The 25,119-nt window shown below is 58.7% G+C and carries 26 protein-coding genes and 1 tRNA gene; 16 read left to right on the top strand and 11 right to left on the bottom strand.

The window, feature by feature from the left end; genetic code table 11:
• Positions 1-101: 101 nt before the first annotated feature.
• On the top strand, positions 102-1,151 hold the full coding sequence (locus AB1J88_RS02725; RefSeq protein WP_430290135.1) for an HlyD family secretion protein: 1,050 nt from the start codon (positions 102-104) through the stop codon (positions 1,149-1,151).
• A gap of 49 nt (positions 1,152-1,200) precedes the next feature.
• Positions 1,201-2,691 carry an MDR family MFS transporter gene (locus AB1J88_RS02720; protein WP_430292653.1) on the top strand — a complete coding sequence of 497 codons (1,491 nt, stop codon included), beginning with the start codon at positions 1,201-1,203 and terminating at the stop codon, positions 2,689-2,691.
• A gap of 115 nt (positions 2,692-2,806) precedes the next feature.
• Here AB1J88_RS02720 and uvrB read toward each other — a convergent pair whose 3' ends face one another.
• Positions 2,807-4,822 carry an excinuclease ABC subunit UvrB gene (gene uvrB / locus AB1J88_RS02715; RefSeq protein WP_108183251.1) on the bottom strand — a complete coding sequence of 672 codons (2,016 nt, stop codon included), beginning with the start codon at positions 4,820-4,822 and terminating at the stop codon, positions 2,807-2,809.
• Positions 4,823-5,159: 337 nt separating this feature from the next.
• On the opposite strand from uvrB, the gene AB1J88_RS02710 reads away from it, so the two are divergent.
• The 3 genes from AB1J88_RS02710 to AB1J88_RS02700 all read left to right on the top strand — a co-directional run bounded on the left by AB1J88_RS02710 (position 5,160) and on the right by AB1J88_RS02700 (position 6,920).
• Positions 5,160-6,356: an amino acid aminotransferase gene (locus AB1J88_RS02710; RefSeq protein WP_025111170.1), complete on the top strand. Its 1,197-nt coding sequence runs from the start codon at positions 5,160-5,162 to the stop codon at positions 6,354-6,356.
• A gap of 217 nt (positions 6,357-6,573) precedes the next feature.
• Positions 6,574-6,774, top strand: a complete 201-nt coding sequence (locus AB1J88_RS02705) for a hypothetical protein (RefSeq protein ID WP_198758559.1) — start codon at positions 6,574-6,576, stop codon at positions 6,772-6,774.
• A gap of 70 nt (positions 6,775-6,844) precedes the next feature.
• Positions 6,845-6,920 (top strand) — tRNA-Asn (locus AB1J88_RS02700).
• 209 nt (positions 6,921-7,129) lie between these two features.
• On the opposite strand, the gene AB1J88_RS02695 is transcribed toward AB1J88_RS02700, so the two are convergent.
• Positions 7,130-8,653: a nucleobase:cation symporter-2 family protein gene (locus tag AB1J88_RS02695; protein ID WP_198758560.1), complete on the bottom strand. Its 1,524-nt coding sequence runs from the start codon at positions 8,651-8,653 to the stop codon at positions 7,130-7,132.
• 253 nt (positions 8,654-8,906) lie between these two features.
• On the opposite strand from AB1J88_RS02695, the gene AB1J88_RS02690 reads away from it, so the two are divergent.
• Both AB1J88_RS02690 and AB1J88_RS02685 read left to right on the top strand, forming a co-directional pair.
• Positions 8,907-9,191 carry a BrnT family toxin gene (locus AB1J88_RS02690; protein ID WP_430290134.1) on the top strand — a complete coding sequence of 95 codons (285 nt, stop codon included), beginning with the start codon at positions 8,907-8,909 and terminating at the stop codon, positions 9,189-9,191.
• A gap of 3 nt (positions 9,192-9,194) precedes the next feature.
• Positions 9,195-9,527, top strand: coding sequence for a BrnA antitoxin family protein (locus tag AB1J88_RS02685; RefSeq protein WP_430290133.1), 333 nt, complete (start codon positions 9,195-9,197; stop codon positions 9,525-9,527).
• A gap of 2 nt (positions 9,528-9,529) precedes the next feature.
• Here AB1J88_RS02685 and AB1J88_RS02680 read toward each other — a convergent pair whose 3' ends face one another.
• Together AB1J88_RS02680 and xth are read right to left on the bottom strand one after the other, a co-directional pair.
• Entirely contained in the window at positions 9,530-10,357 is an 828-nt protein-coding gene (locus tag AB1J88_RS02680) for an arylamine N-acetyltransferase family protein (RefSeq protein ID WP_430290132.1), read from the bottom strand.
• A gap of 100 nt (positions 10,358-10,457) precedes the next feature.
• Positions 10,458-11,252 (bottom strand): exodeoxyribonuclease III, encoded by a 795-nt coding sequence (gene xth / locus AB1J88_RS02675; RefSeq protein ID WP_430290131.1) that lies wholly within the window; start codon positions 11,250-11,252, stop codon positions 10,458-10,460.
• A gap of 187 nt (positions 11,253-11,439) precedes the next feature.
• Between xth and AB1J88_RS02670 the strand changes: the two genes are divergently transcribed.
• On the top strand, positions 11,440-11,745 hold the full coding sequence (locus tag AB1J88_RS02670; protein ID WP_086793229.1) for a hypothetical protein: 306 nt from the start codon (positions 11,440-11,442) through the stop codon (positions 11,743-11,745).
• Between the two features lie 77 nt (positions 11,746-11,822).
• Here AB1J88_RS02670 and AB1J88_RS02665 read toward each other — a convergent pair whose 3' ends face one another.
• The 5 genes from AB1J88_RS02665 to AB1J88_RS02645 all read right to left on the bottom strand — a co-directional run bounded on the left by AB1J88_RS02665 (position 11,823) and on the right by AB1J88_RS02645 (position 16,179).
• A complete protein-coding gene (locus AB1J88_RS02665; protein WP_430290130.1) occupies positions 11,823-13,391 on the bottom strand; it encodes a sensor domain-containing diguanylate cyclase in 1,569 nt (522 codons plus the stop codon).
• Positions 13,392-13,627: 236 nt separating this feature from the next.
• Entirely contained in the window at positions 13,628-14,152 is a 525-nt protein-coding gene (locus AB1J88_RS02660; RefSeq protein WP_086793230.1) for a hypothetical protein, read from the bottom strand.
• On the bottom strand, positions 14,149-14,877 hold the full coding sequence (locus AB1J88_RS02655) for an alpha/beta hydrolase (RefSeq protein ID WP_430290129.1): 729 nt from the start codon (positions 14,875-14,877) through the stop codon (positions 14,149-14,151). Before AB1J88_RS02655 ends, AB1J88_RS02660 begins: the two co-directional genes overlap by 4 nt.
• Before the next feature lie 3 nt (positions 14,878-14,880).
• Positions 14,881-15,378 (bottom strand): PAAR domain-containing protein, encoded by a 498-nt coding sequence (locus AB1J88_RS02650; protein WP_003226482.1) that lies wholly within the window; start codon positions 15,376-15,378, stop codon positions 14,881-14,883.
• 135 nt (positions 15,379-15,513) lie between these two features.
• Entirely contained in the window at positions 15,514-16,179 is a 666-nt protein-coding gene (locus AB1J88_RS02645; RefSeq protein WP_430290128.1) for a ribonuclease T2, read from the bottom strand.
• 257 nt (positions 16,180-16,436) lie between these two features.
• Between AB1J88_RS02645 and AB1J88_RS02640 the strand changes: the two genes are divergently transcribed.
• The 8 genes from AB1J88_RS02640 to AB1J88_RS02605 all read left to right on the top strand — a co-directional run bounded on the left by AB1J88_RS02640 (position 16,437) and on the right by AB1J88_RS02605 (position 23,885).
• A complete protein-coding gene (locus AB1J88_RS02640) occupies positions 16,437-16,733 on the top strand; it encodes a hypothetical protein (RefSeq protein ID WP_086793235.1) in 297 nt (98 codons plus the stop codon).
• A 71-nt stretch (positions 16,734-16,804) separates the two neighbouring features.
• The gene (locus tag AB1J88_RS02635) at positions 16,805-18,376 is read left to right on the top strand and encodes a hypothetical protein (protein WP_430290127.1); all 1,572 of its coding nucleotides are present in this window, start codon (positions 16,805-16,807) and stop codon (positions 18,374-18,376) included.
• A 229-nt stretch (positions 18,377-18,605) separates the two neighbouring features.
• Positions 18,606-19,076 carry a hypothetical protein gene (locus tag AB1J88_RS02630; RefSeq protein WP_041065962.1) on the top strand — a complete coding sequence of 157 codons (471 nt, stop codon included), beginning with the start codon at positions 18,606-18,608 and terminating at the stop codon, positions 19,074-19,076.
• Positions 19,077-19,178: 102 nt separating this feature from the next.
• Positions 19,179-20,885, top strand: coding sequence for a copper resistance system multicopper oxidase (locus AB1J88_RS02625; RefSeq protein ID WP_430290126.1), 1,707 nt, complete (start codon positions 19,179-19,181; stop codon positions 20,883-20,885).
• Positions 20,886-20,896: 11 nt separating this feature from the next.
• Positions 20,897-21,763 carry a copper resistance protein B gene (locus AB1J88_RS02620; RefSeq protein ID WP_430290125.1) on the top strand — a complete coding sequence of 289 codons (867 nt, stop codon included), beginning with the start codon at positions 20,897-20,899 and terminating at the stop codon, positions 21,761-21,763.
• Positions 21,764-21,793: 30 nt separating this feature from the next.
• Positions 21,794-22,168 carry a copper homeostasis periplasmic binding protein CopC gene (gene copC, locus AB1J88_RS02615; protein ID WP_222018846.1) on the top strand — a complete coding sequence of 125 codons (375 nt, stop codon included), beginning with the start codon at positions 21,794-21,796 and terminating at the stop codon, positions 22,166-22,168.
• A 3-nt stretch (positions 22,169-22,171) separates the two neighbouring features.
• On the top strand, positions 22,172-23,041 hold the full coding sequence (copD, locus tag AB1J88_RS02610) for a copper homeostasis membrane protein CopD (RefSeq protein ID WP_430290124.1): 870 nt from the start codon (positions 22,172-22,174) through the stop codon (positions 23,039-23,041).
• 58 nt (positions 23,042-23,099) lie between these two features.
• Positions 23,100-23,885: a transporter substrate-binding domain-containing protein gene (locus AB1J88_RS02605; protein WP_430290123.1), complete on the top strand. Its 786-nt coding sequence runs from the start codon at positions 23,100-23,102 to the stop codon at positions 23,883-23,885.
• Between the two features lie 136 nt (positions 23,886-24,021).
• Here the strand turns inward: AB1J88_RS02605 and AB1J88_RS02600 are convergent, their stop codons facing one another.
• Together AB1J88_RS02600 and AB1J88_RS02595 are read right to left on the bottom strand one after the other, a co-directional pair.
• Positions 24,022-24,237 (bottom strand): hypothetical protein, encoded by a 216-nt coding sequence (locus tag AB1J88_RS02600; protein WP_430290122.1) that lies wholly within the window; start codon positions 24,235-24,237, stop codon positions 24,022-24,024.
• A gap of 102 nt (positions 24,238-24,339) precedes the next feature.
• The gene (locus tag AB1J88_RS02595) at positions 24,340-25,119 is read right to left on the bottom strand and encodes an EAL domain-containing protein (RefSeq protein WP_131671802.1); all 780 of its coding nucleotides are present in this window, start codon (positions 25,117-25,119) and stop codon (positions 24,340-24,342) included.

The following is a 25,119-nucleotide window of genomic DNA, read 5'->3' as shown; positions in this document are numbered from 1 at the left end:
GAATGGCCGAATATCGGTCGACGGCATTTACCGTTTATCGGCTTCGTGCCAGATTCACCCCCTGATAACTTTCCTTACAATTCCTCGACTACAGTTTGCCCATGCCTGCCCAACTCAAGCGTCGCCTGTTCGTTTTCCTGCTGCTGGTTCTGTTGATTGCCGGGGGCTTCTTCGCCCATTGGTTTTTCAAGGGACGCTTTTATGAAAGCACCGACAATGCCTATGTCCAGGGCGAGATCACCCGCGTCTCCAGCCAGTTGAGCGCGCGCATCGACGAAGTGCTGGTGCAGGACAACCAGCACGTGGAAAAAGGCCAGTTGCTGGTGCGCCTCGAACCCAATGATTTCCGCCTGGCCGTGGATCGCGCCAGCGCCGCCCTCGCCACCCGCGAAGCCGAGCGCTTGCAGGCGCAAAGCAAACTGACTCAGCAATCGAGCCTGATCGCCGCCAGCGACGCGCAAGTGGCCGCCTCCCAGGCATCGCTGGGTCGCTCGCAGATAGATCTGTCTCGCGCTGAAGCCTTGCGCAAGCCTGGTTTTGTGTCCGAGGAACGGCTCACCACCCTCTCCGCCGACAATCACATTGCCCGCTCGCAAGTGGCCAAGGCCCAGGCCGATGCGCAGAGCCAGCGCCAGCAGGTCAACGCACTGACCGCCGAGATCAAACGCCTCGACGCGCAGATCGCCAACGCCCGCGCCGATCTGGCGCAAGCCGAACTCAACCTGACTCGCAGCGACGTCCACGCACCGATCAGCGGCATGGTCGGCCAGCGTGCCGCGCGCAACGGCCAAGTGGTGCAGGCCGGCGCGTACCTGCTGTCGATCGTCCCGGACGAAGACATCTGGGTGCAGGCCAACTTCAAGGAAACCCAGATCGGCCACATGGTCCCCGGCCAAAAAGCCGAACTGACTTTCGACGCCTACAGCGACACGCCGATCGAGGCGCGTGTCGACAGTCTGTTCGCCGCCTCGGGTGCGCAGTTCAGCCTGTTGCCGCCGGATAACGCCACCGGCAACTTCACCAAAGTCGTGCAGCGGATTCCGGTGAAATTGACGTTCAAGGCTGACAATCCGTTGCATGGCAAGATCCGTCCGGGCATGTCGGTCACCGCCACCGTGAACATCAAAGACGCCCCAGACAATGGCCGGTGATCAACTGATCCGCCCGGTCGGCGAACCGACCCGGCGGGACTGGATCGCGGTGATGAGCGTGATGCTTGGCGCCTTCATGGCAGTGCTCGACATTCAGATCACCAACTCTTCGCTCAAGGACATTCAGGGCGCGCTGTCGGCGACACTGGAAGAAGGCTCATGGATTTCCACCTCCTATCTGGTGGCGGAAATCATCATGATTCCGCTGACCGCGTGGCTGGTGCAGTTGCTCTCGGCACGACGGCTGGCGGTGTGGGTGTCGCTGGGATTTCTGGTGTCATCGCTGCTGTGCTCGATGGCCTGGAGCCTCGAAAGCATGATCGTCTTTCGCGCCATGCAGGGCTTCACCGGTGGTGCACTGATCCCGCTGGCATTCACCCTGACCCTGATCAAACTCCCCGAACACCATCGCGCCAAAGGCATGGCAATGTTCGCCATGACCGCGACCTTCGCCCCATCCATCGGCCCGACCCTCGGCGGCTGGCTCACGGAAAACTGGGGCTGGGAATACATTTTCTACATCAACATCCCGCCGGGGCTGATCATGATCGCCGGGCTGATGTACGGACTGGAGAAGAAAGAAGCGCACTGGGAGCTGCTGAAAAGCACCGACTACACCGGGATTCTCACGCTGGGTGTCGGCCTCGGCTGCCTGCAAGTCTTTCTCGAAGAAGGCCACCGCAAGGACTGGCTGGAATCGAACCTGATCGTGACCCTCGGCAGCATCGCCCTCCTCAGCCTGATCACCTTCGTCATCGTGCAGATCTCCAAACCCAACCCGCTGATCAACCTCGGCATCCTGCGCAATCGCAACTTCGGCCTGTCGAGCATTTCCAGCCTCGGCATGGGCGTCGGTTTATACGGCTCGATCTATCTGCTGCCGCTGTACTTGGCGCAGATCCAGAACTACAACGCCCTGCAAATCGGCGAAGTGATCATGTGGATGGGCGTGCCGCAGCTGTTCCTGATTCCGCTGGTGCCGAAGCTGATGAAGTTCGTTTCACCGAAGTGGCTGTGCACCCTGGGCTTCGGACTGTTCGGGTTGGCGAGTTTTTCGTCGGGAGTGCTCAACCCGGATTTCGCCGGGCCGCAGTTCAATCAGATCCAGATCATCCGGGCGCTGGGCCAGCCGCTGATCATGGTGACCATTTCGCTGATCGCTACCGCATACATCCTGCCGCAGGACGCGGGATCGGCGTCGAGTCTGTTCAACATCCTGCGCAACCTCGGCGGCGCGATCGGCATTGCCCTGCTCGCCACGCTACTGGATGCACGGACCAAGACTTACTTCGATTATTTGCGTGAGGCGGTGGTGCCGACCAATCCGCAAGTGGCCGAGCGGCTGGCGTCGATGACCGACCGTTTTGGCAGTGACACGGCGGCGTTGGGCAAGTTGAGCGAGATCGTGCATCAGCAGGCGCTGATCATGGCCTACAACGACGCGTTTCACTTTGTCGGGATTGCGCTGGGAATCAGCATGTTGGCGATTTTGTTGACCAAAAAATTGCCAGAGGGGCTGAAGGCTGGGGAAGCACATTAAACTGAACACAACCCTGTAGGAGCTGCCGAAGGCTGCGATCTTTTGCTTTTGATTGTAAAAAACAAGATCAAAAGATCGCAGCCTCCGGCAGCTCCTACAGGTTTAGCATCAGGCTTCAAACCGCCAAAAGCCGCTCACGCAGTTTGGCAATCTCATCGCGCATCTGCGCCGCTGCCTCAAATTCCAGATCCCGCGCCAACTGGTACATCTTCTCTTCCAGCGCGCGAATGCGTTTGGTGATTTCGCTCGGCGAGCGCAGTTCGGCTTCGTACTTGGCGTTTTCTTCGGCAGCCTTGGCCATACCCTTGCGCTTCTTGCTGCGCGAGCCGGGCACAGTGGCGCCTTCCATGATGTCGGCGACGTCCTTGAACACCCCTTTGGGCGTGATGCCGTTGGCGAGGTTGAAGGCAATCTGCTTGTCGCGACGACGCTCGGTCTCGCCAATCGCCCGCTCCATCGAACCAGTGATGCGGTCGGCGTAGAGAATCGCCCGGCCATTGAGGTTGCGCGCGGCCCGGCCGATGGTCTGAATCAGCGAGCGCTCGGAACGCAGGAAGCCCTCCTTGTCAGCATCGAGGATCGCCACCAGCGACACCTCCGGCATGTCCAGACCTTCACGCAGCAGGTTGATCCCCACCAGCACATCGAAGGTGCCCAAGCGCAAATCGCGGATGATCTCGACCCGCTCGACGGTGTCGATATCCGAGTGCAGATAACGCACGCGCACGCCGTGGTCGGCGAGATAATCAGTGAGGTCTTCGGCCATGCGTTTGGTCAGCGTGGTGACCAGCACCCGCTCCTCGACCGCCACGCGCTTGGTGATTTCCGAGAGCAAGTCGTCAACCTGGGTCAGCGCCGGGCGCACTTCAACCTGCGGGTCGACCAGGCCGGTCGGGCGCACCACTTGCTCGACCACGCGCCCGGCGTGTTCGGCCTCGTAGTTGCCCGGCGTCGCCGAGACGAAAATCGTCTGCGGGCTGACCCCTTCCCACTCGTCAAAACGCATCGGCCGGTTGTCCAGTGCCGACGGCAAGCGGAAGCCATATTCGACCAGGGTTTCTTTACGCGAACGGTCGCCCTTATACATCGCGCCGACTTGCGGCACGCTGACGTGGGATTCGTCGATCACCAGCAAGGCGTCGGCCGGCAGGTAGTCATAGAGCGTTGGCGGCGCGGCGCCGGCAGGACGCCCGGACAGGTAGCGCGAGTAGTTTTCGATGCCGTTGCAGTAACCCAGTTCGAGGATCATTTCCAGGTCGAATCGGGTGCGCTGCTCCAGGCGCTGGGCTTCCACCAGTTTGTTGCTGCTGCGCAGGTATTCGAGACGTTCCTGCAGCTCGACCTTGATCCCCTCGATGGCGTCGAGCAGGGTCTCGCGCGGCGTCACGTAGTGACTCTTCGGATAGAAGGTGAAGCGCGGCATCTTGCGGATGACTTCGCCGGTCAGCGGGTCGAACGCGGAAATGCTCTCGACCTCGTCATCGAACAGCTCGATGCGGATCGCTTCCAGATCGGATTCGGCCGGGTAAATGTCGATCACGTCGCCGCGCACGCGGAACGTCGCCCGGGCAAAATCCATGTCGTTGCGGGTGTATTGCAGGTCCGCCAGACGCCGCAGCAGAGCGCGCTGATCGAGTTTGTCGCCGCGATCGACGTGCAGCACCATCTTCAGATAGGTTTCCGGACTACCGAGACCGTAGATGCACGAGACCGTGGTGACGATGATCGCGTCCTTGCGCTCGAGCAACGCCTTGGTCGCGGACAGACGCATCTGCTCGATGTGGTCGTTGATCGACGCGTCCTTCTCGATAAAGGTGTCGGACGACGGCACATAGGCTTCGGGCTGGTAGTAGTCGTAGTAGGAAACGAAATATTCGACGGCGTTGTTCGGGAAGAACGCCTTGAACTCGCCATACAGTTGCGCGGCGAGGGTCTTGTTCGGCGCCAGCACCAGCGTCGGACGCTGTACCTGGGAAATGACGTTGGCGATGCTGAAGGTCTTGCCCGAGCCGGTCACACCGAGCAGCGTCTGGTGCGCCAGCCCGGCTTCGATGCCCTCGACCAATTGGCGAATCGCTTCCGGCTGATCGCCGGCGGGCTCGAAGCGGGTGACTAGCTGGAATTCGGACATACACACCTCTGGGATCGCGGCTCGCGCAGAAAACAGCCGAGCCGCGGGGATGACCGCAAACGACCGTTGTCGCCCAAGGAAAAACGAAGATTGTGCTCAATGTGGAGCCGATTGCCTCGCCTTTCAAGGCAAACGTCCTACATCCGGTAAAGTCTCTGACAGAGTCAATCGACTAACGGTCAAGAAATAATCGGAAAAACTTGCCGGAAAAGCTGAATCGCCTGTCGCCATTGCTCAGTAATGGCCTCTATACTAGCTCCCCGTTTGTGCACCGCTCTAGTGCATTCGGCTGGAGCGCGACACGTCCCTCCACTCTCCATTCAGAGCCGCCGTAATAATGAGCCTGTTCTCCGCTGTCGAAATGGCACCCCGCGATCCAATCCTGGGCCTCAACGAAGCATTCAACGCCGATACCCGGACCACCAAGGTCAACCTGGGTGTAGGTGTTTACTGCAACGAAGAGGGGCGAATTCCCCTGCTGCGCGCGGTGATCGAAGCCGAAACCATTCGCGCTGCTCAGCACGCCTCCCGTGGCTACCTGCCGATCGACGGCATCGCCGCCTACGACCAGGCCGTGCAAAAGCTGCTGTTCGGTAACGACTCGCCGCTGATCGCTGCCGGTCGCATTGTCACCACTCAGGCTGTCGGCGGTACCGGCGCGCTGAAAATCGGTGCCGACTTCCTCAAGCAACTGCTGCCGAACGCCGTCGTGGCGATCAGCGACCCGAGCTGGGAAAACCACCGTGCGCTGTTCGAAACCGCTGGCTTCCCGGTGCAGAACTACCGTTACTACGACGCCGCCACCCACGACGTGAACCGTGCCGGCATGCTCGACGACCTCAATGCCCTGCCGAACGGCTCGATCGTTGTGCTGCACGCCTGCTGCCACAACCCGACCGGCGTCGACCTGACCCCGGCCGACTGGAAGAATGTGCTGGACGTGGTCAAGGCCAAAGGTCACGTGCCGTTCCTCGACATGGCTTACCAGGGTTTCGGCGACGGCATCGACGAGGACGCCGCAGCGGTGCGTCTGTTCGCTGAATCGGGCCTGACTTTCTTCGTTTCGAGCTCGTTCTCCAAGTCGTTCTCGCTGTACGGCGAGCGCGTGGGCGCCCTGTCGATCGTCAGCGAATCGAAAGAAGAAAGCGCGCGCGTGCTGTCGCAGGTCAAGCGCGTGATCCGCACCAACTACTCCAACCCGCCGACTCACGGTGCCAGCGTTGTCGCCGCCGTGTTGAACAGCCCGGAACTGCGCGCCCAGTGGGAAGCCGAACTGGCAGAAATGCGTCTGCGCATTCGCGGCATGCGCGAGCAGATGGTCGCCCTGCTGGCCGAGAAAGCCCCGCAGCGTGACTTCAGCTTCGTCGGCCGTCAGCGCGGCATGTTCTCCTACTCCGGCCTGACCACCGAACAGGTGCATCGCCTGCGTAACGAGTTCGGCATCTACGCCCTGGACACCGGCCGCATCTGCGTCGCGGCACTGAACCAGAGCAACATCAAAGCGGTAACGGATGCGATCGTTCAGGTCATCTGATTCGCCTGGCAATAAAAAACGGGAAGCCTTGGGGCTTCCCGTTTTTTATTTGTCCGAAGGAATGCAACATTCCCTCTAAACTGCATACAAATCTGAACTGTGGGAGCGAGCCTGCTCGCGAAATCGGTGTATCAGCCAAAGATCATGGCGACTGATCCGATGCTTTCGCGAGCAGGCTCGCTCCCACAGGTTTCGTATATATCCAGGAATAACCCACATGAAAAACGACAACCTGCGCGCCGACCGAGACGACCTGGATGACTTCATCCCCCGCGCCCCGGCCAGACGCGAAAAAAGCCTGGTGCTGCAAGTCGCCGCCGGGGTGTTTCTCGGCGGTCTCGCCCTGTGGCTGGTGCAACTGGCGGCCACGGCGTTGTACGCAAAGCTGCTGATGGGCACCCTTACATTCGGCGGCTGACAGCCGTTCGGCAAAAAAAGAATCGGCAAAGCTTGACTAGTCTTTTTAAATCAGTAACATACGCACCAATTCCGCAATAGCTCAGTTGGTAGAGCAAATGACTGTTAATCATTGGGTCCCTGGTTCGAGTCCAGGTTGTGGAGCCAAATAGCAAAGCCCCTGAATCGAAAGATTCAGGGGCTTTTTTGTGGGCGCTCGAAAGTCCAAAAGATCAAAAGATCGCAGCCTGCGGCAGCTCCTACATTTGGAATGCGCTCCCCCTGTAGGAGCTGCCGCAGGCTGCGATCTTTTGCTCTTCAAACCAAAAAGGCCGATCTGTCTCACAACAGATCGGCCTTTTTCATCCAGTCAGCGATCAGACATGCTCGCCACTCTTCACCTGCACCTTCGGCGCCCCATGCCCATGATCGTGGTCATCAGGCTCGACTACCGGCACTTCTTTGCCATCGCAATCGTGCAGCTTGCCGTCGCTGAAGTAGTCACCCTCACGCAGCGCCGCCAGGTCGCGATAACGCAGAGTGCGTTCTTCCGCTGCGGCAAACACTGACTGCTGGTCCGAGTTGCCGGCGGTGAAGTGGTTGAAGGTCAGGTTGAGCACGATCGCCATGATTGCTGACGAGCTGATGCCCGAGTGGAAAATGGTCGCGAACCAGCTCGGGAAATGATCGTAGAAGTTCGGTGCGGCAATCGGGATCATGCCGAAGCCGATCGAGGTCGCGACGATGATCAGGTTGACGTTGTTGCGGTAATCGACCTTCGACAGCGTACGGATGCCGCTCGCCGCCACCGTACCGAACAGCACGATACCGGCACCGCCCAGCACTGAGGTCGGCACTGCGGCAATCACCCGACCCATGAACGGCAGCAGGCCGAGGATCACCAGGAAGATACCGCCGGTGGCCACCACATAACGACTCTTGATCCCGGTCACCGCCACCAGCCCGACGTTCTGCGCGAAGGCGCTTTGGGTGAACGATCCGAAGATTGGCGCAAACATGCTCGACAGCATGTCGGCGCGCAAACCGTTGCCCAGGCGTTTGGAGTCGACCTTGGTGCCGATGATCTCACCGACCGCCAGAATGTCCGCCGAGGTTTCCACCAGGGTCACCATGACCACGATGCACATCGACAGGATCGCGGCGAAGTGGAAAGTCGGCATGCCGAAGTGGAACGGTGTCGGGAAGCCGAACATCGGCCCTTGAGCGACACCGGAAAAATCCGCCATGCCGAGGAACACCGCCAGCACCGTGCCGATCACCATGGCCAACAGGATCGACAGACGCGAGATGGTCGAACTGCCGACCTTGCTCAGCAACAACACCAGCACCAGCGTGACCGCCGCCAGCCCGATGTTCTGCATGCTGCCGAAGTCCGGCGCATGGCTGTTGCCACCCATGGCCCAGCGCGCCGCCACCGGCATCAGCGTCAGACCAATGGTAGTGATCACGATACCGGTGACCAGCGGGGGGAAAAACTTGGTGATTCGCGAGAACACCGGGGTGATCAGCAAGCCGATCAACGACGCGGCAATCACCGCGCCCAGCACCGACTGGAAGCCGCCCTCCCCGCCACTGCTGACGATCGCGACCATGGTCGCCACACCGGAGAACGACACGCCCTGCACCAGCGGCAACTGACAGCCAAAAAACGGTAGACCCAGGGTTTGCAGCAGTGTTGCCAGCCCCCCCGCAAACAATGAAGCAGCAATCAACAAACCAATGTCCGCCGGCGACAGCCCGGCCGCCTGGCCAATGATCAGTGGCACCGCAACGATACCGCCGTACATGGTCAGAACATGTTGCAGGCCGTAAGCCATATTCGCGCCGACCCCGAGATTTTCGTCCTCGGGCCGTTGGTGTGAAACATGGGGCGTTTTCATGTGGGGGGTTCCCTGGTTTTTGTTATGCGCACACTGTATTCAATACTCGGGACAAATGTCCATAGAGTTGTATACAACTTATCGGTCACATAATGGATAGGTAGCCACCCAAGCTTCTATCCCGCCACCTCTAGCTCCCACAAATCCGGCAACACATCCCCTCCTGCCCCCGGGTTTTATCGCACTAGGCTGAAGTGTTCATGGCGACCAGCGGTGCATTGGCGCCCTTTTTTATACATATAAAGTATGCATAATGAAGTCATTCGAAATTCAGTACGACAAAAGCAAGAACGCAGCCAACAAACTCAAGCACAGGGGTGTCAGCCTTGCCGAGACCGAGCCGGTCTTTCACGACGAGCGCGCGCTGACGATCGAGGACAACGACCATGACGAACAGCGCTGGATCACCCTCGGCCTCGATGGCAAAGGGCGTTTGCTGGTGGTTGCGTACAGTTATCGCGAAGCCAACGTCGTACGAATCATTTCTGCACGTGTCGCCACACAGAGCGAGCGTTGCGCTTACTTTCTGGAGGCTTGAACAATGAAAGACGAATACGACTTCTCGCAGGGCAAACGCGGTGCCTTGGCGCCCGCCAAGGGCAAGACCCGCATCACCATCATGCTCGATGACGCGGTCATCGAAGCCGCCCGCAGCGTGGCGGAAAACGAAGGGTTCGGTTATCAGACCGTGATCAACAGCACCCTGCGCCATGCCCTGCTGGAGGCTGGCAGCAAAACGCAGGACGTCGAGCCGCACCACTCCGGGCAATTCAAGAAAGGCATCACCGCCGCCGACCTCAAGAGTCTGGAAAAAAAGCTGTCGGCGGCGGTCGGGGAAATCCGCCGGGTGCTGGAACCGGAGGCCAAGCCCTGAGATCAGGCCGGTACGAGCATCCGCGCCAGCGACTGGCGCACAGGCGGCTGGTCAGGCAGGCGCAAGCCGAACTCCTGCTCCAGCACTTCAAGCAGTTCATCAACATCCGCCACCTCGCGTCGCTCGCTGGCGGCACCCATATGATGAATCGCGAAACTGCCGTTGTTCAGGGTCCGGCGCCAGCCATCGCCGGTGCGCGCAACCATCAACCGCTGAGCAAACGGTGATTCGGGATGGGTCGAGACGTACCAGTTGCCGAGCGTGTAGTCGATGTCTTCCTGGCGTTGCAGATCAAACAGGTACATCGCGCGCCATTCACCGGCGACATTGGCGCGCAGCATGTAACCATCGGCCTGTTTCTCGATGCGATAGGACTCGTGCGGCGTCGGTTGTTCAGCCTCGGTATCGAGCAGCAACGGCGCGGTCGGCACCATGCCACCGAAGCCGACATCGGTGATGTAACGCTCGCCGTCGATGATCACCAGGCTCAAGCGATGCGTGCGGGCCGTCCAGGTGCCTTCGGGTTGCGCCAGCACCACACGCCCGGAGATGCCACGGGCGTCGAAGCCCAGCTCCAGCAATAACGCCAGAAACAGACTATTCAGTTCGTAGCAGTAACCACCCCGGCCACCGTGGAGAACCTTTTGTTCGACCGACGCCAGATCGATCAGCACCGGCGCGCCAGTGATCGTCGACAGGTTCTCGAAGGGAAAGACGCCGGTGTGGCGCAACTGCAACTGCCGCAGGGTTGTCAGTGTGGGGGGCGGTGGGATGTCGAACCCCAGGTGTTGCAGGTACAACGTCGGATTCGCCAGACGTGGCTCGCTCATTGCTCAGTCCTTTTGCATGTGGCCGCGGATCGTTGCGCCGCTGGCCGACATGTATACGGGATCGGGCCCCGACTCCGACAATTGATTTCGCCAATCAGCGCTACCGCCGCTTGCGCGAACCGATGCGAATCCAGGTCGGCGCATGATCGCTGGCGTGCGGTTCGTTACGCACCCAGGCGTCGACGCCGGCCTCGTGCAGGTACGGACTGAGTGCCGGATTGAGCAGCAGATGATCGATGCGCAGACCGGAGTTGGTTTGCCAATGCTGGCGGAAGTAATCCCAGAAGGTGTAGAGGCGATCGTCGGGATACAGATGACGCAGCGAATCCGTCCAGCCCTGATCAAGCAGCCGTTGATAACACTCGCGGCTTTCGGGTTGCAGCAGCGCATCCTTGAGCCAGGACCGGGTGTTATAGATGTCCATGTCAGTGGGCACCACGTTGTAATCGCCGGCCAGCACCACCGGATGATCGCTGCTTTGCAAATCCTTGGCGTAGCGGATCAAGCGCTCGAACCAGGCCAGTTTGTAGTCGAACTTCGGCCCCGGCTGCGGGTTGCCGTTGGGCAGGTACAGACAGCCGACCAACACACCGTGCACCGCCGCCTCCAGATAACGGCTGTGCTTGTCCTCGGGATCGCCCGGCAGACCGCGACGGCTCTCCAGCGGCTCCGCATCGCGAGCGAGGATCGCCACGCCGTTCCACGACGCCTGCCCGTGCCAGATCGCGCCGTAACCGGCGGCTTCCAGTTCAGCTACCGGGAACGCACTGTCGACCGACTTGAGCTCCTGCAGGCAGGCGATGTCCGGTTGCTCGCGCTTGAGCCATTCCAGCAGGTTCGGCAAGCGTGCGCGCAGGCCGTTGACGTTGAACGTGGCGATCCGCAGGTTTTTCATCGTCCAGGCTCCGGCGAACAAGGTGGGAAAATTGTGACCCTGTGGCGGCGCCGGTGGTTGCATCGGATCAACCGGCCGCGACTGATGATCGATACTGCAGCTCGATAACCGCTCGTCAGCCAATCGGCACCAACGGGTAAACGTGTCAGACCAACGTCAGGTAACCGCCCCTTTCTGGAGACGTACCATGACTACCCGTACACTCACTTCTTTGTTGCTCGCCGGCCTGCTGGCTACGACTTCGGCTGCCAGCTTCGCGGCGAACGACAGTTCCGGTACATCGAGCACCAACCCCGACGTCAACAAAAGCACGCCCAAACCACCGGACAACACCCCAGGCGCACCGGCCGGCAGTAACGGCGCGGGTAGCCCCGGATCTGGCAATGGCACCGGCACCAACGGCGGCGCCATGGGTTCTGGTTCGGGGGCTGGCGGCGGCACCGGTGCGGCGGGCGGCGGGACCGGCGGTGCGGGCGGTGGCTCGGGCAGCTGAACGAACCGGCGTTACGGTGAGTGATGAGGCCTGTGAGAGGGAGTTTGCTCCCTCTCCTCTGCTGGAGCGCTGAAACTTCAGCGATCCGAACGCATCAACTCGGCAACCTCCGATTCCAGCGACAACACCGCCGCGCGATTACGCCCGGCATTTTTCGCCTGATACAACGCCGCGTCGGCACGCTGGATAAATTCTTCCAGGCTGTCGTTTCCGCTGGGCACAAACGCGTAGCAACCCAGGCTCACCGTCAGGTAGCCGGTCGGCGAACCGCTGTGGGTGATGCGCTTGTCCATCACGCTGCGGCGGATCTGCCCGGCAATCGCCAGCGTGCCGTTGATGTCAGTGTCCGGCAGCAGCACCGCGAACTCTTCGCCGCCGTAACGTACTGCCAGGTCAGCCTTGCGCTGGCAACTGTTCTTCAGCACTTGGGCCACCTGGGTCAGGCAATGATCCCCCGCCACATGGCCGTAGGCATCGTTGTAGCGTTTGAAGAAATCGATATCGAGCATGATCAGGCCGACCGGACTCGACTGCCGTGCACCGCGGGCGAATTCGATGTCCAGCGATTGCTCGAACAGCCGCCGGTTCGCCAGTCCGGTCAGGCTGTCATGAGTCGCAATCTGCTCCAGTGCGCGCTGCGCCCTGCGCAAGTTTTTCTCGATGCGCTCACCGTCACGCACCTGATGAATGAACACCCAGCCGAACAGGCCGACGCCGAGGATCACCAGCGCCACAATCACGCTGGACTGAAAGGCCCGCTCGGACCAACCCTTGAGAATCGTGTCGCGCGAAGAGGCGGACGCGACCACCAGCGGGTAAGCCGTCAGCTGCCGGTAGCCATATAAACGCACCACGCCGTCGACCACCGATCTGATCATCGCCGTACCGGCCGGCGCTTCAGGCAGCAGCTTCTGATAGATCTTGCCCCGCGCCAGCGACGAGCCGATCAGGCTCTCGTCGAACGGCCGCCGCGCCAGCAGGGTGCCGTCCTTGAGGCCGAGAAACATGATGCCGCTATCATCGAGGCTGAAGCTTTTGAAGAAGCGGTCGAAGTACGCCATCTTGATCCCGGCCATCAGCACGCCCTGAAAGTTGCCGGCGCGGTCATTGATGCGCTTCGAGATCGGAATGATCCACTCTCCATTTTCCCGACTGCGGATCGCCGGGCCGATGTGCGCCACGGTAGAAACGTTTTGCTGGTGAAACTTGAAGTACTCGCGGTCGGCCACGCCGTTGCCACGAGGCAAGTCCGGGAACGAGGTGATCACCCACTGCCCCTCGCGGTCGAACAGGAACATGCCGTGCAGCTGTTCCAGTTGCTGCACCCGACGGGCGAAGGTCTGCTGCAGGCGTGGTCGTTGCGCGGCGCCATATCCGCCGTCCTCGACCCAGTCGGCGAGACTGGTGAGCACCAGATCGGCAGCCAGAAACGTGTCTTCGGCCTGCTGCGCCATGGCTCGGGTCAAGTTGGTGGAGGCAACCTGCGCGTTCGCCAGGTCCTGACGCCGCGTCTGCTCCAGCTGCAAATAAAGCAAGCCGGACAGGCACAGGCACACCGCAACGATGAACAGCGCTGCCGCCTTACGCAACGGCAGGCGTTTAAGCGTGCCGGGAGTTTGATGCGGTTCGTGAATGGGGATTGGCAAAAACGTGTCCTGGGCAGGTACGACAGGGGCCGCAGCCCGAAACCCTTACTTTTTGTGAGCGTAGCCCACCGGGATGCGCACGGCAAACCCGCCGCGCCTACACACGCCCGCCCCGTTGTATCGGCGCGCGAGGGATTTGGATGAACGCCGCGCCGCGATTTATTTTCAGAGGTCGTTTTGCAGGTGATCGCCCTCGCGTATCTGCGCAGGGCATTCGCGCAGGGCACCAGTGGCAGCTATCGGGGTTTGTTGATTTCCCGCAGCAAATCCGCGACCGGCAGGTTCATGGTGTTTGAGTAGTAGGGTTTATAGCCATACGCGGTGACGACGACTTTGCAGGGGATTTGTTGTTTGTTGGCGAGGAGTTGATTCAGCTCTGCCACCGAGAGATTTCTTTCAGAACTCCGGTTGCTTGAAGTTTCACTCAAGAATGCGCGAGTGAGATAGGAAAACTTGGCCTTGTTGTTTTCATTTTTTTCCGAGCGTATCAAACCGGTGGCGGAAAACTGTATGGCTTTGCCTACTGAGAAATCATGATCATCCGCCAATGCGCAATGAAGCATGCCCGAAATCACCCCAACTCGCTCTCCGCGATCAAAAAGATCCAACACATCAACGTCCGACTGATACCGGATGACGTATAGCAGCGACTTTTCTCTTTCCACAGACTCGAAGCTCAGGTTTGCCGGAGGCTTTGTGTGATCCTTCGCACAACCAGAGCAGAAAGCGAGCAAGCCGCAAAGTAGTAACCTGTACATCATGGAAAATCCTTCATGATTGAATCAAAAAGCATATCGGCTGCCGATTTGCTCCCTGCGATACGGGCAGTAAACAACCCCCATGCATTTGCATGATTAGTGTCTACATTGACGTTCAATGAAGGGCCACATGAGATAAGCCACTTTTCACCAAAATCAGCGACTCCATCTGACGAATCTCTTTTAGTTGGCATTGCTTTGATATTGATCCAATCGGCAGCAATTGGATCAGGACGCTCGCGATAAATATCAGAACCCAACCAGACCAGGGCCCCTTCACCCACGGGATCAAGGGTAATAAGCATCTGAATCCGGTAACCCCATTGCGACATGATCTTTGTCAGATGCGCACCATTCCAACCGCCGAGGCTATGACCCACGATATAGACAGGACAGCTCTTGTAGGGAATCAGACTCAGGACATGACGCTGAATATCCTGTTTTCCTCTGACTTCGTTGTAGCCCAGCCACTCAGACTTGTATTTACCCTCCTTAGCCAAGCTTGTCGTGCGCTCATCAAAATCCTTCCGTGCCTCTTGGATGTTTCCATAAGGCCCCGAAAAATAATAACGTTCCTTATCCCCGGCGCCTCCAACGAAAACAACAATCGCCTTGGTACTCTCCACCGGCACAGGCTTGTCACTGACATCCTTCTTGTCCATCAGCGCATGTTCCTTGTGCAACTTGTAATTGTTGCCTTTCGCGCACGTTACTGTTTCAGCCGCCATGCCTCACTCCTCCAGAAACAGCTTGATGGTTTCAGGCAGGTGCGAGCTGACTTCGTGGGTGAACCCGTTAGCGTCAGACACCCCGTGTTCCAGTCGCCCATCTGCGCGCTGAATCACGTAGGGATGATTGATCATGGGCTCACCGGTCACGTCATTGACCAGTTTCAACTTGTCCGTGAAATGCACCGGCATCGGCAGCAAACCACTGAAAGGTGCCGCTGTTACCGTGTCACCAATGATGACCGTGCCGGATCCACCAATGACCACATTGCCGTGCCCTCCGGTGCTGTCCAGGGTCGCGGCGTTCAAGCCATTGATAAACACCGTCGAAGAAACGCCGCCAGTAATCGGGCTGCCGCACGCTGATTTATCAGTCATTCGTGCAGCCGCCAAGCCGTCGAAATTCACGTTCGGCGAGCCACTGGCAATCGGATTGGTGCCATGTCCCGGGAGTGGGCAGGCGGTCGGATCGGTGACGCGGGCGGCGGGTTTTCCGCTCATGAACAGCTCCTTGCAGTGTTGCGGGTCATCCTTTTGGGGGCGCAAGCATGCGTGAATTTCCAGGGTGCTTCAAACCTCCAGGCAAAAAAAGGCGCCCGATCGAGGCGCCTTTTTCATTCGTGCAAACCACTCACATCAACGCGACGGCGGCACCCGAATATCCCCCGCCCGGCACTGGGTCTTCACGCCCTTGCCGCAAGCACCGAACTGCAGATCCTTGCCCATGCATACCCGCACTTCCGAGAGTTCCGGGCCGCTGCAGATCACCGCGATGCCATTGGCAGGGATCCCCGGGTTGGCCTTGCGGAACAGGTCGGCGATTTCCTGGGCTTCGAAATAATACGAGGAACTGAACGGCTGCAGCTCTTGCGGGATCTTCACCGCGCTCACCGCTTTGTCCGCCTCATCCAGATAGCCCATCGCGCCCAGACCGCTGCAAGTGCCGTGCTTGGACCATTCGTGATCAAGCAGTTTTTTGGTCGGGAACAGCGTCAGACCTTTGGTCGTCTCCGCCGCCGACAGCGTGGTCAATGGTGGGCAGGATTCCGGCCAGCCGCCATTGGCGTATTGCGGCCACAGACCGTGCAATACGAAGCCGTAGCCCTTGCCGGAACATTGCACGTCATCTTTGTGAGTGAGGCAAAAGGTCGGCGACCAGGACAGCGTCAGCAGGTAGTAATCGAACTGCCCCGCCACCGCTTCCGTTTGCACCTTGCTGGCGTGCGACTGACGCGCCGAACTCAGGCCGATGCTACCGGCCGTCAGCGCGATCAGCGCCAGAATTGTAAACAGCTTTTTCATGGACCCGCTCCTTGCGTTTGATTACCTGTTCCAGTTACGGCTGATATGAACAGCCGGAAACATCTTTTCATAAAGAAATTTCAACCCTGTGACGAGAACAGTCGGTTGGAATTGGCGTGAAAAGCGCCGGGCAATCCGTGGAAAAAGAGATATCACCTTGACATCACTCCGTCACACCTCTAAAAAGTGCGGACAAATTGGATCCGAAGTAAAAATCTGATGGGGCCAGAGGCAAAATCGCCAAGGAGCTGTAAACAATGAAAAAATTCTTTATAAGAATTCTTGCTGCAACGGGAATCGCAGGCATCGCTTTTACTCTATTCGCAAGTGGTTATCTGATCTACTTGAGAGAACAGCCGATATTTATAAAGATCGCAGCGGCGTTGATAGCCATGCTCTCCGCCTTTAAAGCCTACAAATATCTCAAGCACGCAATAGAACATGCCCAGGGCAAAAAAGACGCACCAAAGCTGAGCACTCCAGTCTTTATGGTTACCGGTGCGGTGTTGATGTTTTTCGTAACCCGCTATCTAAGCAACAACCCATTGATTTAAAACCATTCCCTTTACGACTTAGTACGCACATCACGCGCCCTGATCATTCAAACACAAGGACAGCCAAACCAATGGACTTTAAAAACATGGCAAATGCCGAGTACTTGTTAATGCACAAGGACTTTTACAAAACACAAGAAAGCATCGAAGAGATCCTCGTTAACAAAGCAGATGAAAACTCCCTGACATTGCTTTCTTCTCTTTCATTCAAGCATCATCAAGCGAAAGTCTTTAAAGAATGGTCCGTTTCCAGGCTCGCAAATAACAAATCTCAAAAGCAACTGCTTGAACAACATACCCCTTATGGCAGATTACAGATCTGGACTTGCTGGAAACACTATCTTTCCCATTTAAATCGGAAGCCATCGCAACAATCATTGCAGGATAGCTTAGCGACATTACATCGCACCTTTTGCAAACTAAACGACTCCGATGGCGAACAACAACACCCGCAACAGTATTTTTTGACTACGACAACCGCTTTTTCCAGGGACAGCTGGGAATTTCAGTTTATTCGAGCAAAAAAAATCTTCCTGGAAAACGAAACCCTCGCCCCTTACATCTCCGACTTTGAAAGCCACTACAATATAAAGCTTGTCGACTATTTGAATATTGTTTATTTAATTGTCAACATCTACCATTTGAAGGACGACATCGATTATCTCAACCCCACCCAGCTCGATCAATGGATCCTCGACATTGACCAAATTTGCACAAGCGCTCCGGTTAATCGCAAAACGCTCACCGAAGTGCTGAGCCTCATTTCCAGCCCCCTTGAAGAAAGCCAGTCATTTGCAAAAAGCACGTTAGACGAACCAAACAACTTTACACTTTTCCGAAACCGTCCTTTTATAAAACTGAGCGAAACTCGATACCTCCCTATCGAAGGCAAGCTTGTTGAAGATCTACTATTCAACAATCTGTATTACAAGATCAAAGATCTTTATGTTGGAAAGTCACCATTCATGGATGATTTTGGAGGCGCCTTCGAAACGTATGCCGTCAATCTCTCCAACACGGCGTTTTCAGAAAAGAAAGACCAATACAAAATCATCCCCGAATTTCCTTTCGGCAAACCCCAACGCAAGTCTCCTGACTTGATGATTTCCTGCCCGGAAAACAACTCAGTAACCGTGATCGAAATAAAGTCAGCACGGGTTCTCGACCGGGTATTTTCAACCGAGCGCGATGATCAAGCGGTCGACAACTCTTTCGAGAAAACCAAAGCGCGCCCCCTCATTCAAGCTCGCACTTGCATAGGAGAAATAGTTCAGCGTAAAGTTCACCCGGATCTGACTGACAGCCAATACTATCAGTTCCTTGCGGTCACAATGAATGACTTCCCGCTTATACTGGAAAACATTGTCTTCACTGACCCAGCCGGCGAAGACATCAGTTCGTCACTTTTCTCGATGAACATCGAAGCATATGAAGTCCTTTTAAAAATCATTTCCTGCGACTATGAGCTCACACTGGACAACATACTTAATGGCTACAATCATTACAAACACAAAATGTCGATAAAGACCTATCTCAGCAGAGTGTTCACGCACAATAATCTTCATAGCGAAACGTTCGTGAAAATCATTCACGATTCAAGATCCGAATACATAGACTACTTACGCGCTTCTCGTAATTCTTAATAAGCCGAGGTCAAAAAAAGACAGGCCGAAACTAATGTTTCGGTCTATCCATTTCCCTAAAACAGCGCCTCCCAGAGAAGGTCATTCATCCCAACGCAGTCCAGAATGTACGGCTGAGTTCCAGACTGTCTTCTTGCGATTTTGGCGGTACCTTCATGACGCAAGGCAACACCACACCCCGTTGAAAGGTCTACGATTAACAGGCAGACATCAAACCAAGGGATCCGAAATGAGTAAAGCAGACGAACTCGCCGCCAAACTCAAGCAAACCCGGCACACCCACGCGGATGCCGCGCTGGAGATCGATTGCTGGCCGGCGCAGGTCTACGATCTGTACCACCGCATCGAGGTCTGGCTGCAGCCCGTCACCGAAGTCGGCCTGAAAATCCGCCGCAATCCGACCCACGTTTGCGAAAGCTCACCCGATGGCGAAAGCCACGATTACGCGATCGACCAACTGGTGATCGAAGCCAACCAGCAAACCCTGACCTTTGATCCCATCGCCCGGTTTACCGAGGACGGCGCCGGCCGCGTGCAGATCACCCTGCCGGATCGCAACACCTACCTGCTGCGCACCGTCGATGAACATCATGAAAGCCATTGGTGGTTGCAGACGGTGGAAACCGGGCAGGAGCTGGATGCGATTGCGCTGACCGAGAACAACCTGTTGCAGGTGGTGCAGGAAGGTCTGGGCCTGTAACAGGAACGGGCAAACTGTCAAAACTGTAATCCCGCCCTCAGCCAACTGAAAGCCAGCGCTGGTTAGCCTCCCCGTCATGTTTCAAACGGGGACTTCCAGCGCATGCCTTCCAACACTTCAAGACGCACCTTCGTCAAAGGCCTGGCCGCCAGTGGCCTGCTCGGCGGCCTCGGTCTGTGGCGCGCGCCGGTCTGGGCGCTGAGCGGGCCAGGGCAGATCAATGAGCTGAGCGGCAGCGAGTTCGAGCTGTTCATCGGCGAAACCCCGGTCAACTTCACCGGCAGCCCGCGCACTGCGCTGACCATCAATGGCAGCCTGCCCGGTCCGCTTCTGCGCTGGCGCGAAGGCGACACGGTGACGCTGCGGGTGCGTAATCGGCTCAAGGATAGCACTTCGATTCACTGGCACGGCATCCTGCTGCCGGCCAACATGGACGGCGTGCCGGGTCTGAGTTTTCACGGCATCGAACCGGGCGGCGTGTATGTCTACCAGTTCAAGGTGCGACAGCACGGCACTTACTGGTATCACAGCCACTCCGGCTTGCAGGAACAGGCCGGGGTCTACGGGCCGTTGGTGATCGATGCGAAAGAACCGGAGCCGTTCCACTACGACCGCGACTACGTGGTGATGCTCAGCGACTGGACCGACGAGGACCCGGCCAGCCTGATGAAGACCCTGAAAAAACAGTCCGACTATTACAACTACCACAAGCGCACCGTCGGCGATTTTATCGACGACGTCAGCGACAAAGGCTGGAGTGCCACCGTCGCCGACCGCACGATGTGGGCGCAAATGAAGATGAACCCCACCGACATCGCCGACGTCAGTGGCGCCACCTACACCTTCCTGATCAACGGCCACGCCCCTGATTCGAATTGGACCGGCCTGTTTCGCCCCGGCGAAAAACTGCGCCTGCGGCTGATCAACGGCTCGGCCATGACCTACTTCGACGTACGCATACCCGGGCTGAAAATGACCGTGGTGGCGGCGGACGGTTTGCACGTCAAACCGGTCAGCGTCGATGAACTGCGCATTGCGGTGGCGGAAACCTACGACGTGATCGTCGAGCCCGCCGCCGACGCTTATACCCTGTTCGCCCAGGCCATGGACCGCAGCGGTTACGCCCGCGCCACCCTCGCGTCCCGCGCCGGTCTGACGGCCCCGGTGCCAGCGCTGGATTCGCGCCCATTGGTGACCATGGACGACATGGGCATGGGTGGCATGGACCACGGCTCGATGGACATGAGCGACATGGCGGGCATGGACCACTCGGCGATGGGCCCGATGCAATCGCACCCCGCCAGCGAAAAAGACAATCCGCTGGTGGACATGCAAGCCATGACCCCCACACCGAAACTCGACGACCCCGGCCTCGGGCTGCGCAACAACGGCCGTCGCGTGCTGACTTACGCCGACCTGCGCAGCACCTTCGACGACCCGGATGGCCGCGATCCCGGGCGCACGATCGAGCTGCACCTGACCGGGCACATGGAGAAGTTCGCCTGGTCGTTCAACGGCATCAAGTTCTCCGACGCCGAGCCGCTGCGCCTCAAGTACGGCGAGCGCATCCGTCTGGTGCTGGTCAACGACACGATGATGACCCACCCCATCCACCTGCACGGCATGTGGAGCGATCTGGAAGACGAAAACGGCAACTTCCAGGTGCGCAAACACACCATCGACATGCCTCCCGGCACCCGTCGCAGCTATCGGGTCACGGCCGATGCATTGGGCCGCTGGGCCTATCACTGCCATCTGCTTTATCACATGGAAACGGGCATGTTCCGCGAAGTGCGGGTGGAAGAATGAAGGGGCTGATGATGACTCGATTTGCAGCGTTCTCCGTGTTGTTCATCGGCACCTCCGTCATGGCCGCCAACGACATGCAAGGCATGGATCACAGCCAGATGCCCGGCATGGATCACTCGATGCAAAGCATGGACGACGGCATGATGCAGCCTGCCGCACCCACTGAAAGCCGCACGCCGATCCCTGCGCTGACCGACGCCGACCGCGCCGCCGTGTTCGCCAGCCCCGGCGGCCATCAGGTGCATGACAGCGCGATCAACAGCTACTTCCTCGCCGACAAACTTGAGTGGCAAAACGCCGATGACGGCAGCGCTTTGGCCTGGGATCTGTCCGGCTGGATCGGCGGCGACATCGATCGCCTGTGGCTGCGCTCCGAAGGCGAACGCAGCAACGGCAAGACCGAGGACGCCGAGCTCCAGGCATTGTGGGGTCATGCGATTTCGCCGTGGTGGGACGTGGTCAGCGGCGTGCGTCAGGACTTCAATCCCGGCGCCGCACAAACCTGGGCCGCTTTCGGTCTGCAGGGCATGGCGCTGTACAACTTCGAAGCCGAGGCCACGGCGTTTCTCGGTGAGGGCGGACAAAGCGCGCTGCGGCTGGAAGGCGACTACGACATTCTGCTGACTAACCGGCTGATCCTGCAGCCCACCGCCGAACTCAACGTCTACGGCAAAAACGACCCGCAACGCGGGATCGGTTCGGGCCTCGCGAACACCGAAGCCGGCCTGCGCCTGCGCTATGAAATCCGCCGCGAATTCGCGCCGTACCTCGGCGTGACGTGGAACCGCACCTACGGCAACACCGCCGATTACGCCCGCGAAGAAGGCGAAAGTCGCAGCGAAGCACGCCTCGTACTCGGTGTGCGGCTGTGGTTTTGAATCCCATTAAAAAACAACCCGGAGTCTTGCATGCGCACATTGAATATCACCTTGGCACTCGCCAGCGGATTGCTCTTGAGCACCCTCGCCCAGGCCCACCCGAAACTGCTGTCATCAACCCCGGCCGAAGGTGCTGACGGCGCAGCGCCGGACAAGATCGAGCTGCACTTTTCAGAAAACCTGTTGGCCCGGTTCTCCGGCGCCAAACTGGTGATGACCGAGATGCCCGGCATGGCCCATTCACCGATGCCGATGAAGGCCAGAGTCAGCGCTGGCAGCGACCCGAAATCCATGCTCGTCACCCCGCTCGTGCCGTTGCCCGCCGGCACCTACCAGGTCGAGTGGCGCGCGGTGTCGTCCGACACGCACCCGATCACCGGCAACGTCACGTTCAAAGTGAAGTGAGCGATGGCTGAACTGATCAACATCATTTTGCGCCTGGCGTTGTATGTGGATTTGCTGCTGTTGTTCGGGGTGGGGTTGTTTACGCTGTACAGCGCTGACGCCGACCTGCGGTCTGGCCCGATGCTGCGTGGATTGGCATTGATCGGGGCACTGCTGTCAGTGGCTGGATTGCTGCTGATGACGAGCGCCATGAGTGGCGAAACCGAACTCGCCGCACTCTGGCCGCATCTGCAGATGATGCTGCTGGAAACGGACGTCGGGCTGGCGTGGGGGCTGCGCATGATTGCACTGATCGTCGTGCTGGCTCAGCCGGGGAAGTGGCTCGCGTCGATGGCCGGCGCGGTTGTCCTCAGCTCCCTTGCGTGGAGTGGGCACGGGGCCATGGACGAGGGCTCGCTGCGGTTCTGGCATTTCCTCAGCGACATCCTGCATCTGCTGGCGGCAGGGGCATGGTTGGGCGGGATGCTGGCGCTGGTGTTGCTGGCGCGGGGTCGTGTGGATGAAGCGCGGATTCGCCTGCTGGCTGAGGCAGTGAAACGCTTCGAATGGGTCGGCGCGACGATTGTGCTGACGCTGTCGGTGAGCGGCGTGGTGAATTACCTGTTCATCGTCGGCCCGAGGCTGGATGACGTGCTGCTCGGCACTTACGGTGTGTTGCTGGCGATCAAGGTTGTGCTGTTTGCCGGGATGCTGGTATTGGCCGCGCTGAACCGCTTCCACCTCGGGCCGGCGCTGGAGCGATCACTACGCGATGGACAGCACGTCATCGCGGCGAACGCACTCAGGCGCAGTGTGCTGCTGGAACTCGGCATGGCCCTGCTGATCGTGGCGCTGGTGGCGTGGCTCGGCACGTTGAGTCCGGACGCGGGATGACACCCGCGAAGGCCTTTCACTACACTGGCTCACCGTCCTCTGCAGAAGCCCGATGTTCATGACTATTCTAAAAAGCACGATGATCCTTTGCGGCGCGCTGACCCTGGCCGCAGGTGTGCAAGCTCAGGAAGCCACTTCGCACCTCGACAGCATCCAGCAACAAGGCCAACTGCGCGTCTGCACCACCGGCGACTACAAGCCCTACACCTTCAAGCGCGCCGACGGCGAATTTGAAGGCATCGACATCGCCATGGCGCGCTCGCTGGCCGACAGCCTCGGGGTCAAAGTCGAGTGGGTGCCGACCACCTGGAAAACCCTGATGCCGGACATGCAGGCCGGCAAGTGCGACATCGGCATGGGCGGCATTTCGGTAACGCTGGAACGGCAGAAAAAAGCCTTCTTCAGCAACACCCTCGACAGCGACGGCAAGATCCCGCTGGTGCGCTGCGCCGAGCAGGCCAAATACCAGACCATCGAGCAGATCAACCAGCCAGACGTGCGCCTGGTGGAACCGGCCGGCGGTACCAACGAAGCCTTCGTCCACGCCTTCCTGCCCAAGGCCCAACTGGCCCTGCACGACAACGTGACGATCTTCCAGCAACTGCTCGACAACCAGGCCGACGTGATGATCACCGACGCCTCGGAAGCGCTGTATCAGCAGAAACTCAAACCGGGGTTGTGTGCGGTGAATCCGCATCAGTACATGCAGTATGGCGAGAAGGCGTATCTGCTGCCGCGCGATGACATCAGCTGGAAGCTGTACGTCGATCAGTGGCTGCATTTGAGCAAAGTCACTGGCAGTTATCAGAAGGTCATTGGTGAGTGGCTGGCAGTGCCGCAGTAATCGTCCAGGCACAAACAGTTGTGGCGAGGGAGCTTGCTCCCGCTGGACTGCGCAGCAGGCCTTCTTTTGAGGGGCCGCTTCGCGACCCAGCGGGAGCAAGCTCCCTCGCCACATTGATTCTCAGCCACAAAATCCATCAGTCATCATGCAACATCCCGGAGCTGTACTGATTCAAGCTGCTGCCAATGCTGTTGCCGCCAAACTTCAGGGTCGTGGCATGACTGCGCCCTTCGGGCGACTGACAATCCGCAGAAAAACAACTAGTGGTGGTCAAGCCACCGGTGCCCGAACAGGCACTCAATACCGAGACAGTTGCAGCGATCAACAGCACTTTGACGACATCGGCGCGCATGGTACGGCTCCCCTTGGGATGATCTTGTGCAAGCATCCTAGGCGTTCACCGCACCCGGCAATATGAAACCTGGCTGATCGACAGCACGGGTTCAGCTTCGCATCAAACCGTCCGCCACGCCCCGGCAGGAATCTGCGCCATCGCCTCGAACGCCGGTTTGGCGAACCAGAATCCCTGCATCAGATAAATCCCGCAATCGGCCAGGAAATCCCGCTCCTCCGGGTGCTCGATGCCCTCGGCAATCACCTCGATCCCCAGTTCGGTACACATGCCCACCACGCCCCGCACAATTGCCTGACGTACGCGGTCGCGGTGAATACCGCGTATCAGCGCCATGTCCAGTTTGATCAGATCCGGTTGAAAGTCCGCCAGCAGATTCAACCCGGAATACCCCGCACCGAAGTCATCGATGGCGGTCTTGAAGCCAAACTCGCGGTACTCGCGCAAGATGTTCATCAAGTGCTTGTTGCTTTCGACGTGCTCGCCCTCGACCGCTTCGAAGATCAACCGCTCAAGCGGAAACGCATGCGCCCGCGCCGCCTCCAGCGTGCTGCGAATGCACAGATCCGGGCGATAAACCGCGTTGGGCAGGAAGTTGATCGAGAGAAAACCGGTGAGGCCCAACTGCGCGGCGGTGGAGATTGCCCGCACGCGGCACAGTTGATCGAAGCGATAGCGGTTCTGGTCATCGACCTGCTGCAGCACCGACAGCGCCCCTTCGCCCTGCACGCCACGGACCAACGCCTCGTGGGCGAAGGTCGATTGATCACGCACATCGACAATCGGCTGGAACGCGAAGGAGAACGCCATGTCGGCCTCGCCTTTTTGTCGGCAGCCTTGGCACCCCCCGCTGGGCTGGGGGAAAACTGGAGTTTTGGTCAT

It is taken from the genome of Pseudomonas sp. S8, from assembly GCF_050473925.1.
Taxonomy (GTDB): domain Bacteria; phylum Pseudomonadota; class Gammaproteobacteria; order Pseudomonadales; family Pseudomonadaceae; genus Aquipseudomonas; species Aquipseudomonas parakoreensis.
Note: the sequence above shows the minus strand (reverse complement) of the source record. Positions and strands in the feature narration are given on the sequence as shown.

What these genes read in the sequence shown, in the direction of transcription:
- AB1J88_RS02725 (WP_430290135.1), top strand. Translation starts at nt 102, where the DNA reads ATGCCTGCCCAACTCAAGCGTCGCCTGTTCGTTTTCCTGCTGCTGGTT.
- uvrB (WP_108183251.1), bottom strand. Translation starts at nt 4,822, where the DNA reads ATGTCCGAATTCCAGCTAGTCACCCGCTTCGAGCCCGCCGGCGATCAG.
- AB1J88_RS02710 (WP_025111170.1), top strand. Translation starts at nt 5,160, where the DNA reads ATGAGCCTGTTCTCCGCTGTCGAAATGGCACCCCGCGATCCAATCCTG.
- AB1J88_RS02705 (WP_198758559.1), top strand. Translation starts at nt 6,574, where the DNA reads ATGAAAAACGACAACCTGCGCGCCGACCGAGACGACCTGGATGACTTC.
- AB1J88_RS02695 (WP_198758560.1), bottom strand. Translation starts at nt 8,653, where the DNA reads ATGAAAACGCCCCATGTTTCACACCAACGGCCCGAGGACGAAAATCTC.
- AB1J88_RS02690 (WP_430290134.1), top strand. Translation starts at nt 8,907, where the DNA reads ATGAAGTCATTCGAAATTCAGTACGACAAAAGCAAGAACGCAGCCAAC.
- AB1J88_RS02685 (WP_430290133.1), top strand. Translation starts at nt 9,195, where the DNA reads ATGAAAGACGAATACGACTTCTCGCAGGGCAAACGCGGTGCCTTGGCG.
- AB1J88_RS02680 (WP_430290132.1), bottom strand. Translation starts at nt 10,357, where the DNA reads ATGAGCGAGCCACGTCTGGCGAATCCGACGTTGTACCTGCAACACCTG.
- xth (WP_430290131.1), bottom strand. Translation starts at nt 11,252, where the DNA reads ATGAAAAACCTGCGGATCGCCACGTTCAACGTCAACGGCCTGCGCGCA.
- AB1J88_RS02670 (WP_086793229.1), top strand. Translation starts at nt 11,440, where the DNA reads ATGACTACCCGTACACTCACTTCTTTGTTGCTCGCCGGCCTGCTGGCT.
- AB1J88_RS02660 (WP_086793230.1), bottom strand. Translation starts at nt 14,152, where the DNA reads ATGATGTACAGGTTACTACTTTGCGGCTTGCTCGCTTTCTGCTCTGGT.
- AB1J88_RS02655 (WP_430290129.1), bottom strand. Translation starts at nt 14,877, where the DNA reads ATGGCGGCTGAAACAGTAACGTGCGCGAAAGGCAACAATTACAAGTTG.
- AB1J88_RS02650 (WP_003226482.1), bottom strand. Translation starts at nt 15,378, where the DNA reads ATGAGCGGAAAACCCGCCGCCCGCGTCACCGATCCGACCGCCTGCCCA.
- AB1J88_RS02645 (WP_430290128.1), bottom strand. Translation starts at nt 16,179, where the DNA reads ATGAAAAAGCTGTTTACAATTCTGGCGCTGATCGCGCTGACGGCCGGT.
- AB1J88_RS02640 (WP_086793235.1), top strand. Translation starts at nt 16,437, where the DNA reads ATGAAAAAATTCTTTATAAGAATTCTTGCTGCAACGGGAATCGCAGGC.
- AB1J88_RS02635 (WP_430290127.1), top strand. Translation starts at nt 16,805, where the DNA reads ATGGACTTTAAAAACATGGCAAATGCCGAGTACTTGTTAATGCACAAG.
- AB1J88_RS02630 (WP_041065962.1), top strand. Translation starts at nt 18,606, where the DNA reads ATGAGTAAAGCAGACGAACTCGCCGCCAAACTCAAGCAAACCCGGCAC.
- AB1J88_RS02625 (WP_430290126.1), top strand. Translation starts at nt 19,179, where the DNA reads ATGCCTTCCAACACTTCAAGACGCACCTTCGTCAAAGGCCTGGCCGCC.
- AB1J88_RS02620 (WP_430290125.1), top strand. Translation starts at nt 20,897, where the DNA reads ATGACTCGATTTGCAGCGTTCTCCGTGTTGTTCATCGGCACCTCCGTC.
- copC (WP_222018846.1), top strand. Translation starts at nt 21,794, where the DNA reads ATGCGCACATTGAATATCACCTTGGCACTCGCCAGCGGATTGCTCTTG.
- copD (WP_430290124.1), top strand. Translation starts at nt 22,172, where the DNA reads ATGGCTGAACTGATCAACATCATTTTGCGCCTGGCGTTGTATGTGGAT.
- AB1J88_RS02605 (WP_430290123.1), top strand. Translation starts at nt 23,100, where the DNA reads ATGACTATTCTAAAAAGCACGATGATCCTTTGCGGCGCGCTGACCCTG.
- AB1J88_RS02600 (WP_430290122.1), bottom strand. Translation starts at nt 24,237, where the DNA reads ATGCGCGCCGATGTCGTCAAAGTGCTGTTGATCGCTGCAACTGTCTCG.
- AB1J88_RS02595 (WP_131671802.1), bottom strand. Translation starts at nt 25,119, where the DNA reads ATGACCAAAACTCCAGTTTTCCCCCAGCCCAGCGGGGGGTGCCAAGGC.